We start from the raw sequence: 10,141 nt of genomic DNA on the forward strand, positions 1-10,141 counted from the left end.
TTGAAAATGAGAGTTGCCATTTTTGCTTCCGGAAACGGAACCAACTTTGAAGTATTAACAAACCATTTCCAAAAGGGTGATATTCCGGGAAAGTTAGCGTTGCTCTTTTGCAACCACCCAGATGCGCCAGTAATGGAACGGGCAAAACGCCTTGGTGTCCCTGCAGAAAGTTTCACCGTTAAGTCATGCGGGGGAAAAGAAGAATATGAAAAGCAGGTACTAAAGCTTCTACAAAAGTACCAAATCGACTTTATTATTCTTGCTGGTTATCTACGGGTGGTCGGCCCAACAATCCTGGATCACTACGATTATCGGATTGTGAACCTTCACCCAGCATGGTTGCCAGAATATCCAGGACTTCATTCGATCGAGCGGGCCTTTAATGACCATAAAAAGCAAACAGGGGTCACCGTTCACTATATCGATTCTGGTTTGGATTCCGGACCGATTATTGCCCAACGACATGTGCCAATTTTAGCTGATGACACTGTTGATACTCTTGAAGCCCGTGTCCATGAGACTGAGCATCAATTGTATCCCGAAGCGGTAAAGCAAGTTTTGACAGAATTAGAAAAGGAGAATTAATCCATGAAACGTGCATTAGTAAGTGTATCTGACAAGACAAACCTGGTTCCTTTTGTTAAGGGACTTGAAGATAACGGCTTTGAAATTGTTTCTACTGGTGGAACAAAAAAGGTTCTTGACGATGCCGGTGTTAAGACAATTAGTATTGAAGACGTTACCCACTTCCCAGAAATCCTTGATGGCCGGGTTAAGACATTGAATCCTTATGTTCATGGTGGTTTGTTGGCACGGCGGGAATTGCCAGAACACATGGCTACTTTGAAGAAGCTCAACATCACGCCAATTGATTTAGTTTGTGTTAACCTTTACCCATTTAAGCAAACAATCGAAAAACCAGATGTAAAGCTTGCTGATGCAATCGAAAACATTGATATTGGTGGCCCAAGCATGGTTCGTTCAGCTGCAAAGAACTATCGTGACGTTACCATCGTTGTTGATCAAAACGACTACGATCAAGTATTAAGTGAAATTAAGGAAAATGGTTCGACTACTTTGGAAACCCGTTCAAAGTTAGCTGCCAAGGCTTTCCGTCACACAGCTGCTTACGATGCTTTGATTTCCCAATACCTAACTAAGCAAAATGGCCTTGAAGATCCTGAAAAGTTGACTTTGACTTGGAACTTGAAGGAAACAATGCGTTACGGTGAAAACAGTCACCAAAAGGCATGGTTATACGAAGATGCAATGCCAAAAGCCTTCTCTGTTTTATCTGCAAAGCAACTTCATGGGAAGAAGCTTTCTTACAACAACATCAAAGACGCTGATGAAGCATTACGGTGCATCCGTGAATTTGATGAACCAGCTGTTGTTGCTATGAAGCACATGAACCCTTGTGGTATTGGTCATGGTGAAAACCTCGAACAAGCATGGGATCGCGCTTACGCTGCTGATACTGTTTCAATTTTTGGTGGGGTAATCGCCCTTAACCGGAAAGTTGACTTAGCAACTGCAGAAAAGATGCACAAGATCTTCCTTGAAATTGTAATCGCCCCTGAATTTGACGATGATGCTTACGAAGTCTTGGCAAAGAAGAAGAATATCCGTTTGTTGAGCCTCGACTTTAGCAAGAAGGATGAACCAACTAAGCATGAAGTAGTTTCTGTAATGGGTGGAATGTTAATGCAAGAACAAGATACCCTCAAGGAAGACTACCATGACTGGAAGTGTGTCACTGATGTTCAACCAACTGAAGAACAATTGAAGACTTTGATGTTTGCTTGGAAGGCCGTAAAGCACGCTAAGTCAAACGCAATTATTTTGGCTAACGATGAACGGACTCTTGGTGTTGGTGAAGGTCAACCAAATCGGATTGACTCCCTGAAGATTGCTGTTAAGCACGCCGGGGATGACATTGACGACCGGACCGTTATGGCCTCTGATGCCTTCTTCCCATTTGGCGATTGCGTTGAATATGCCGGTAAGCACGGTATCAAAGCCGTCGTTCAACCCGGTGGTTCCATCCGTGACCAAGAATCCATCGACATGGCCAACAAATACGGCATCGCCATGGTCACCACAGGAGTACGGCATTTTAGGCACTAGAGTGCGAGCCCGTTAAAAGCTCCCGGATGATAACGATTTCTCCAGGAGAATGGTGGCTTGCACCATCTCCTGGAGGTCGTTATCTCGAGGGAGCTTAGAGCGAGCACGTTTCAATCAGAGTGTGAAGCCGTTAAAACCTTCCGGTGGCTAACGATTTCTCCACCGAACGGCGTCTCGTCGTCGGAGGTGGAGGTCGTTAGCTCGAGGAAGGTTAGGCTGAACACGTTTCGACTCAGCTGCAGTAGAACACATCTCGAGGGAGCTTAGGCTGAATATGTTTCAGCTCAGCCACCGTAGAACAACACCCATCAGAAGCATTTAGCGAGCATTAAAAATCAGGGAGGACATCATGACAGATAAAGTTAACCTATTAGTAATCGGTGAAGGTGGTCGTGAATTCGCGATTGCCAAGAAACTTAAGCGTAGTCCCCATGTTGACCATGTGTACTGCGCCCCAGGGAATGTTGGTATGCCAACAGTGGGAGTTGAACCAGTTGATATTGAAGAAAATGATTTCGCTGGTTTGATCCGCTTTGCAAAAGAACATGATGTTAAGTGGACATTCGTTGGCCCTGAAGATTGCTTAGTTGACGGTATTGTTGATGACTTCCACGCTGCTGGCTTGAAGATTTTTGGCCCAGATGCTCGAGCAGCGCAACTAGAAGGCTCCAAAGATTATGCCCTAAACTTTATGAATAATTATGGTGTTCCAACCACAAAGCACGCCTCATATCGTGACCAAACTGCAATTCTTGAACATGTAGATCAATTTGGCTACCCGGTAGTTATTAAGGAAAATGGCCTTGCTGGTGGTAAAGGGGTTGTGATCGCCAAGGATCATGACGAAGCAGTTCAAACAATCAAGGAAATGTTTGCATCTGGACAAGCACGGATCGTTCTTGAAGAATGCCTTGATGGCCCTGAATATTCAATGTTTGTTGTCATCAGTAATGGGCATTACCGAATCTTACCAATGGCTCAAGATCATAAACGGGCTTACGACGGTGATCGCGGTCCTAATACTGGTGGGATGGGTGCTTACAGTCCGCTACCACAATTAGCCGATGCTGATCGTGAACAGATGATTAATGAAGTTGTTAAACCAACAGTTGATGGCTTAGTAAAGGGTGAATATCACTACCACGGTATCCTTTACATTGGTTTGATGCTAACTGCAGATGGCCCTAAGGTAATTGAATATAACGTTCGCCTCGGGGATCCAGAAACCCAGGTTGTCCTTCCGCGCTTAGCTACTGATTTATATGAATTAGTAGATGCAGCGATTGATGATCGGCCATTGCCAGAAATTAAAGAAAGTGCAGAAGCCAGCTTTGGTGTCGTCTTGGCCTCAAAGGGATACCCAAAGAAACCAGTCCATGGTCAAGAACTAGGCTCATTCCCAGCAAGTGAAGGAATTGAGATCGATTACGCTAATGTTAGCGGAACACTTGATCACCTTAAAGGAGCAGGGGGACGTCTTTTAATGGTGATTGCAGAGGAGAACACTTTACAAGAAGCACATGATCGAGTTTATTCTTACTTAGATCAACTTGATCGGCCCGAATGCTTTTACCGTCATGATATTGGCGCAAAGGCCGGTGTATAATTTTGGATTGACACTTGCCGATTGGGCGTGTTAAATTACTATTTACATCAGAGGATCGAGCAAAATAAACGGCGCGGTTGGATAAGATGATTCTTATTCAACCACGCCGTTTTTTACTAAAGGAGGAGAAATCTTGATTGGAACAATTGCAAATACATGTGCCATCCTTGTTGGAACTACCATTGGCTGTATCCTAAAAGGAGGGCTTAAGAAACGTTACCAGGATGCGTTGTTTATCGCGATGGGCTTGGCAGCTTTAGGGATTGGCCTTGAAAATGCCATTAACAACATGCCCAAGAGTCATTACCCAGTTCTATTTATTGTTAGCTTGGCGATTGGAGCTGTACTAGGAAATTGGTGGCGGATTGATGATCACTTTAATCAATTAATCGCTCATTTTGGCGGTCGCTCGCAAACGGGAAAGGGGATTGCAACAGGAATCCTCTTGTACTGTATTGGCGCTTTATCAATCGTCGGCCCTGTAATGGCAGCGGTAAAGGGTGACTATACAATGCTGTTTACCAATGCGACCCTCGATTTTGTTAGTTCAATGGTTTTTGGAGCTAGTTTTGGTTGGGGAATGTTGGTCTGTGCCCCGGTCTTGTTTTGCTGGCAGGGGATGATTTATCTTGTCGCAAAATACCTCTCCGCTAGTTTCTTTAGTGGTCCGTTAGTAACTGAAATTTCGATTGTCGGTGGCTTCCTAATTGCGACTACGGGAATTTCATTGTTGAAGTTACGAGATATTAAAACCTTGGATCTGCTACCTTCGTTACTTGTTCCAATTTGCTTCTTTATCGGGTTAGCACTAATTTAAGTTGAAATCGCGATTAGTTTCACAAGAACCTTGCTTCCCTATTGGAATTTTGTGGCGTTTGGATTAAAATGATTAAGTAATGCTGTATAGTATCGCGATTTTAAGAAGAAAGAGGTCATTAGAAACATGGCAAAACTAGTTTTAATTCGTCACGGCCAAAGTGAATGGAACCTTGCTAACAAGTTCACTGGTTGGATTGATGTTGATTTGAGCGAAAAGGGTGTTGAACAAGCTAAGAACGCTGGTAAGGCCCTTAAGGAACACGGTATCCAATTTGACTACGCATACACTTCTGTTTTGAAGCGTGCCATCAAGACTTTGCACTATGCTCTTGAAGAATGTGACCAACTTTGGATTCCTGAAACCAAGACTTGGCGTTTGAACGAACGTCACTACGGTGCTTTACAAGGCCTTAACAAGAAGGCTACTGCTGAAAAGTACGGTGACGAACAAGTTCACATCTGGCGTCGTTCATACGATGTTTTACCACCATTGCTGAAGGCTAGCGACGAAGGTTCAGCATTACACGACCGTCGTTACGCTAACTTGGACCCACGGACAGTTCCTGGTGGTGAAAACTTAAAGGTTACCTTGGAACGGGTTATTCCTTTGTGGCAAGATGAAATTGCTCCAAAGCTTCTTGATGGTAAGAATGTTATCATCGCTGCCCACGGTAACTCTCTTCGTGCTTTGAGCAAGTACATCGAAAATATTTCTGACGAAGATATCATGAACCTCGAAATGGCTACTGGTCAACCAGTTGTTTATGACTTCGATGAAAAACTTAATGTTTTGAGCAAGGAAAAATACTAAAGTAATGTAGAGACTGGATAATTTCCAGTCTCTTTACTATTTTTTAGGATAATACTGCAATAACGCAGTAGCTGGCTGGCAGTTCAAACGCTGATAAATCAGCAATTGACCAACCTAGTTATCCTTGCGGAGGTGGGACATAACTAGTCAAACTAGTTCTGTCCCACTCTCTTTTTGTATATTATGCCAAGTAAATAATTGACGGATTCTAGTATAATATGAAGGAAATGTCGTTATAATAGCCATATATAAAAATATTAATCATCACTTTTGCTAATTTAAATTGATAATGCCTATTACTTATATAACTTAAATATTAAAAAATATAATAATAAGTGTAAAGAATATATCTCAGGAGGTTATTATTATGGCTGATTATGCAAAACGTCAATTAAAAGCATTAGATCGGATTGCTAAGAAGATTGCAGATGCTGAGGGTCACTTAACACGAATTGAAGATGGTGTTGATAACGAAAAGCACCACACTGCTCAACACGAAACAATCAAGGACATTAAGTCAATTCTTAAGCATGCTCAAAAGGTTGACAAGTATGACGACAAACTTGAGCGTGTTGCTGGTGAGGGTTGTAAGGATCCTGCTGAAAACCACTACATCTACATGGAAGATGAAAAGCCTGTTATCAAGGACTTGAAGAAGGGCTTTGAAGAACTCGAAAAGCAACTTGACGACTATCCAGTCGAGGTTAGTTTGAAATGAGCTAGCCCCGATTTTTTAACAAAAAACGCGAACTATTTCGCCTTAAATACTTGCTTATTAATTATTTATCCATATATTTAACCTGATTTTGTTGAATAATATCCGGAAATGGAGTATATTATGGCTGTTGGGGTAGGAATTACCGAGTTATTGTCCAGCGGAACGGAATGTGAACGTTGGAAGGAGGCTTTTGCCACTTGATAATTCCGCATTCACCACAAAGACACTTGTCAATGTGTTCCCTAACAAAATAAATTTTATGTAGGGAGTGGATTGAGATGTCCTCAATTTTATCTTTTGCTGGACCACGTTTTACTACTAAGCGGCTTACGCTTGCCGGGATGCTGATTGCTCTTGAGGTGATTTTGGAGAAAATTTCCATTGGTAACCCAACGATCCTAAAGTTTGGCTTTGGCTTTATTGCCACTGCATTGATCGGTTATTATCTTGGACCATGGATTGGTGGTTGGGCAATGGTAGTTAATGATATTATCAGTAATACCATTCTTAATTCAGGAACAGCCTTTTTCCCGGGTTTTACACTTTCGGCCTTCGTTTCTGGAGTGCTTGCCGGGATGTTCCTGTATAACCAGAAAATTACGTGGCAACGGGCGTTAGTATATGAATTCTTTCAAATCTTGATTACTAACGTTATTTTTACGACTCTTTGGATTTATATTATGAGTCTAAATTCCGGAAGTGCTGGAAGAACATTTTGGGCCCTCTTGCTTATTCGCTTGCCCAAAGAAGTTATTACTTGGCCGTTAGAAGGAATTATTGTTTTCTTTATTCTTAGGCGACTGAGTCAAATTTATAGTAGTACAAAGATGAGTTAACAAAGAAAACGGCCTTTAGTGTTTGAAAATTCGAATGCTAGAGGTCTTTATGAATTTTTTATGAAAAAAGCGGCTTGGAAATTGAGCCTTGTTCTTTTTATGTTATGATGAAAAATATATTCTGAAATAATTGGAGAGAGTATTAAATGAAGAAACGTTATCATTTGTCCTTAAAGCAGTTTATTCATGACTTGAAGGGACTAGTTAAGCCATATTACCAAGCGTCAATGTGGCCACTCGGCGGAGTAATGATTATTTTCCTTGCGTTATCATTTATCGTTGGTTACTTTGCCCAGGGAATTTTGAGTTCAATGGGAATGGCCATGATGATGATTATGTATGGAATGGCATCACCTGCAGCAATTGGTTTGGCATTGCTTGAGTTGCTTCTTGCAATTATTGTTTTAGTAGCATTGTCATTCTTCTATTCATTCTTTACTACCGCTGCACAATTTACTTATCAAGATAAGGTTCGTCATCCTGAACAAATTGTGAGTGCTGGTTCAGTATGGATGCATTACAAGCACTTGCGGAAGAATCAATTATGGCGAATCATCCTTTATACAGGTTTGTTTGTATTCCTCTGGAGCCTACCATTAGATATTATCGGTGGCCTTGTTGCTAAGAACCAAGCCTTAGTAATTGCTTGCCGGATCTTAAATGATATTGTGATGGCATGGAAAGGGATTGAGTATTCACAGGCAAACTTCCTTTACCGTGATCGTCAACCACAATTTCTTGGTCAATCAATGCGTTATGCCTTAACTGCTAGTCGGCGGTTTATGGGTGGTCGGAAGTGGAACTACTTGTTAATTATGCTTGTAGTTATCTTCATCCCAATGGTTATCTGGGAAGTAATCTTCGGTGCTTTAGCTTACTGGGGAATCTACACTGCAACGTACCCATTAGTATATGTTGGGTTATTATTGATGATCCTTGGCTTTGCGGCTTACTTGCCAGTAATTTTCGCCAGTGGTGCTCTTTACTATGAAGAAGCAAAGAAGACTGCTAATCTTGATGAAGACTTTGCCGGAACATTCAAACCAGTTGCTGAATTAACTGGGGAAGCTTACGTTCATGAAGTCTACACACCAAAGAAGACGAAAAAGATAAAGCTAAGCAAGACAAAAAGAAACAAGAAAAGTAAATAATTATTAAATTAGGGGCTGATGGAAAAACACTTTTCCATCGGCTTCTTTTAGCTTGACAAAAGGTTACTTATCTCGGTACAATGACGGCAACAAATAAAGGCATTGAGGTAATTTAGTAGTCGACTAATCAGTCATCTAGAGATCAGGTGGTTGCTGGAAACCTGACAAGGTTAGCTGACGAATTACACTTACTGAGCTTTTCAATTATGAACGGATCGTCTCGTTATCGACTAGAGAGGTAATTACTTAAAGTAGTTACAATTCAAGGTGGTAACGCGGTAAATCGTCCCTGACTTCATTATGAGGTTGGGGACTTTTTGATCCATTGTATTAGGAGGCAGATATTAATGAACATTATTGATGAACTCGAATGGCGTGGTGCGATTAACCAAACCACTGATAAGGAAGCATTGAAGGAATTAACTGAAAATAAAAACATCGGCTTATACTGTGGAACTGATCCAACGGGTGACAGTCTCCATATTGGCCACTTAATTCCATTTATGATTTTGAAACGGTTCCAACTTGCTGGACATCACCCAGTAATTATTATCGGTGGTGGGACTGGTGCGATTGGTGATCCGGCTGGTCGGAAGACTGAACGGACTCTTCAAACTGAATCTCAATTGGAACATAATAAGAAGGCATTGACCGAACAGATGAAGAAGCTCTTCGGCACTGAAAACTTCACTATTGTTGATAACTATACTTGGTTAAAGAACTTTACCATGATTGACTTCTTACGTGACTTTGGGAAGCTCTTTAATGTTAATACCATGTTAAATAAGGAAGTTGTTGCTAGTCGACTTGCTTCAGGGATTTCCTTTACTGAGTTTACCTATCAAATTCTTCAAGCGGTTGATTTCCTGCACCTTTACCAAAATAATAATGTTCAACTTGAAATTGGTGGTTCCGATCAATGGGGAAACATTACTGCCGGGATCGATTTGATTCATAAGGTAGAAGGACCAGATGCAAAGGCATATGGCTTGACGATTCCGCTGATGCTTAAGGCCGACGGGACAAAGTTTGGTAAGACTGCTGGTGGTGCTATTTGGCTTGATCCAAAGAAGACTTCACCATACGAATTCTACCAATTCTGGATTAATCAAGATGACCGTGACGTTGTTAAATACCTTAAATACTTTACCTTCTTATCTAAAGATGAAATTGATGAGTTGGCAGAAAAGGTTAAGAAGGAGCCGTGGAAGCGTGAAGCTCAACGTCGCTTAGCTGAAGAAGTTACTAAGTTTGTTCATGGTGAAGAAGGCTTAGCCGAAGCGCAACGTATTACAAAAGCATTGTTCTCTGGGGATGTTGCTGATTTAACCACTGAGGAGATTGAACAAGCCTTTAGCAATGTTCCTTCTGTAGATGTAACTAATGAAAAGAAGAACATCATTTTATGGTTAGTTGACGATACAAAGATTGAACCATCACGTCGTCAGGCACGTCAGGATGTTGAGAATGGTGCAATTCATATTAACGGCGAAAAAGTAACAGATGTAGATGCGGAAATTGATCCTAACAGTCACTTTGATGGGAAGTTCGTCATTGTTCGCCGTGGTAAGAAACGCTACTTCTTGGTTCGTGTAAAATAATTTTAAAATTAAATTGTTCTGTTTATGAGTGCTCATGTCATGAATTTGATGAGCACTTTTTATTTTGCACTATTATTTGTTAACAATTTAGTAGAAATCATCATAATTGTTCGGTAACGTTAATGATATATGAAAAACATTTCATATTTATTGTTGACGAAAAGAAAAAAAGAATGTATAGTATAGTTCCTGTTGAGGGAGCAAAGGAATTTGCAATTATTCAGTTAAACATTTTTATTTCAAGAAAAGTGTTGACTACTTCTCAACGGGATGGTATATTATAAAAGTTGCTTGTTTGAACAACTTAATTGATTAAAATTAATTAATTAAGTTGTTGACATCGAAATGAGCATGTGATATAATAATAAATGTTGTTTGACTGTCTTGTCAAACATGGTAGACCTTTGAAAACTGAACAAAGTTTCGACGAATCAAATGTGTAGGGTCTTCAATCATTACGATTTGAAGCAAA

The 10,141-nt window shown here is 40.9% G+C and carries 8 protein-coding genes, 1 pseudogene, 1 riboswitch and 1 other annotated feature; all 9 genes and pseudogenes read left to right on the top strand.

All coding sequences use genetic code 11. From position 1 onward, the window contains the following. The first annotated feature begins 6 nt into the window (after positions 1-6). The 9 genes and pseudogenes from purN (at position 7) to tyrS (ending at position 9,669) form a co-directional block, all read left to right on the top strand. Positions 7-585, top strand: a complete 579-nt coding sequence (gene purN / locus H9564_RS07280; RefSeq protein WP_191684845.1) for a phosphoribosylglycinamide formyltransferase — start codon at positions 7-9, stop codon at positions 583-585. A gap of 3 nt (positions 586-588) precedes the next feature. Next, positions 589-2,127 carry a bifunctional phosphoribosylaminoimidazolecarboxamide formyltransferase/IMP cyclohydrolase gene (purH, locus tag H9564_RS07285; protein ID WP_191684846.1) on the top strand — a complete coding sequence of 513 codons (1,539 nt, stop codon included), beginning with the start codon at positions 589-591 and terminating at the stop codon, positions 2,125-2,127. A gap of 349 nt (positions 2,128-2,476) precedes the next feature. After that, on the top strand, positions 2,477-3,733 hold the full coding sequence (gene purD / locus H9564_RS07290; RefSeq protein WP_191684847.1) for a phosphoribosylamine--glycine ligase: 1,257 nt from the start codon (positions 2,477-2,479) through the stop codon (positions 3,731-3,733). A 133-nt stretch (positions 3,734-3,866) separates the two neighbouring features. Continuing rightward, positions 3,867-4,550: a DUF554 domain-containing protein gene (locus tag H9564_RS07295; protein WP_191684848.1), complete on the top strand. Its 684-nt coding sequence runs from the start codon at positions 3,867-3,869 to the stop codon at positions 4,548-4,550. Positions 4,551-4,676: 126 nt separating this feature from the next. Beyond that, a complete protein-coding gene (locus H9564_RS07300; RefSeq protein ID WP_191684849.1) occupies positions 4,677-5,363 on the top strand; it encodes a 2,3-diphosphoglycerate-dependent phosphoglycerate mutase in 687 nt (228 codons plus the stop codon). Between the two features lie 367 nt (positions 5,364-5,730). Beyond that, positions 5,731-6,051, top strand: a pseudogene (locus H9564_RS07305) (hypothetical protein); the annotation flags it as partial. 156 nt (positions 6,052-6,207) lie between these two features. Beyond that, positions 6,208-6,301: riboswitch (THF riboswitch) on the top strand. Between the two features lie 58 nt (positions 6,302-6,359). Further along, complete coding sequence (locus tag H9564_RS07310; protein WP_191684850.1) at positions 6,360-6,917, top strand: folate family ECF transporter S component; 558 nt, start codon at positions 6,360-6,362, stop codon at positions 6,915-6,917. Positions 6,918-7,063: 146 nt separating this feature from the next. Then, positions 7,064-8,068, top strand: a complete 1,005-nt coding sequence (locus H9564_RS07315; protein WP_191684851.1) for a hypothetical protein — start codon at positions 7,064-7,066, stop codon at positions 8,066-8,068. A 93-nt stretch (positions 8,069-8,161) separates the two neighbouring features. Continuing rightward, positions 8,162-8,362: a binding site (T-box leader), on the top strand. 53 nt (positions 8,363-8,415) lie between these two features. Then, complete coding sequence (tyrS, locus tag H9564_RS07320) at positions 8,416-9,669, top strand: tyrosine--tRNA ligase (protein ID WP_191684852.1); 1,254 nt, start codon at positions 8,416-8,418, stop codon at positions 9,667-9,669. Positions 9,670-10,141 lie beyond the last annotated feature (472 nt).

The organism is Limosilactobacillus avistercoris, assembly GCF_014836425.1.
In the GTDB taxonomy this organism is placed as follows: domain Bacteria; phylum Bacillota; class Bacilli; order Lactobacillales; family Lactobacillaceae; genus Limosilactobacillus; species Limosilactobacillus agrestimuris.

Bases quoted from the DNA above. Each gene is read 5' to 3' on its own strand.
- H9564_RS07315 (WP_191684851.1), top strand. From the start codon at position 7,064: ATGAAGAAACGTTATCATTTGTCCTTAAAGCAGTTTATTCATGACTTG.
- tyrS (WP_191684852.1), top strand. From the start codon at position 8,416: ATGAACATTATTGATGAACTCGAATGGCGTGGTGCGATTAACCAAACC.
- H9564_RS07310 (WP_191684850.1), top strand. From the start codon at position 6,360: ATGTCCTCAATTTTATCTTTTGCTGGACCACGTTTTACTACTAAGCGG.
- purD (WP_191684847.1), top strand. From the start codon at position 2,477: ATGACAGATAAAGTTAACCTATTAGTAATCGGTGAAGGTGGTCGTGAA.
- purH (WP_191684846.1), top strand. From the start codon at position 589: ATGAAACGTGCATTAGTAAGTGTATCTGACAAGACAAACCTGGTTCCT.
- purN (WP_191684845.1), top strand. From the start codon at position 7: ATGAGAGTTGCCATTTTTGCTTCCGGAAACGGAACCAACTTTGAAGTA.
- H9564_RS07300 (WP_191684849.1), top strand. From the start codon at position 4,677: ATGGCAAAACTAGTTTTAATTCGTCACGGCCAAAGTGAATGGAACCTT.